Source organism: Dolichospermum circinale AWQC131C, assembly GCF_000426905.1.
GTDB lineage: Bacteria > Cyanobacteriota > Cyanobacteriia > Cyanobacteriales > Nostocaceae > Dolichospermum > Dolichospermum circinale.
Genome location: NZ_KE384600.1, coordinates 1 through 320 on the forward strand (window position 1 = coordinate 1; position 320 = coordinate 320).

The following is a 320-nucleotide window of genomic DNA, read 5'->3' on the forward strand; positions in this document are numbered from 1 at the left end:
TGGTTTTCCTAACCGTCCCGAAAATTTTCCCTCATCTGTAGGATTAATTGGTTTACGAGATGTCAAAGATTATAAAGTAGCATCGGGAGGTAGTGAAAGAATAAATAATTCCATTCCTTTTAATATTAAAGCTAGTTCTATTACCTTGAGAAATTTTTATATTGAAGAAGTAGGAGAATTATATCAACAACATACAGAAGCAACAGGACAAATTTTCACACCAGAAGCTATAGAAACAGCATTTGATTTAACCCAACGACAACCTTGGTTAGTGAATGCTTTGGCTAAAGAAGTTGTAGAAAAAATGGTTAAAGATACAA

General features: G+C 32.8%; 1 pseudogene. It reads left to right on the forward strand.

What is annotated here, in order from left to right:
* A pseudogene (locus ACIR131C_RS26660) lies at window positions 1–320 on the forward strand (ATP-binding protein); the annotation flags it as partial.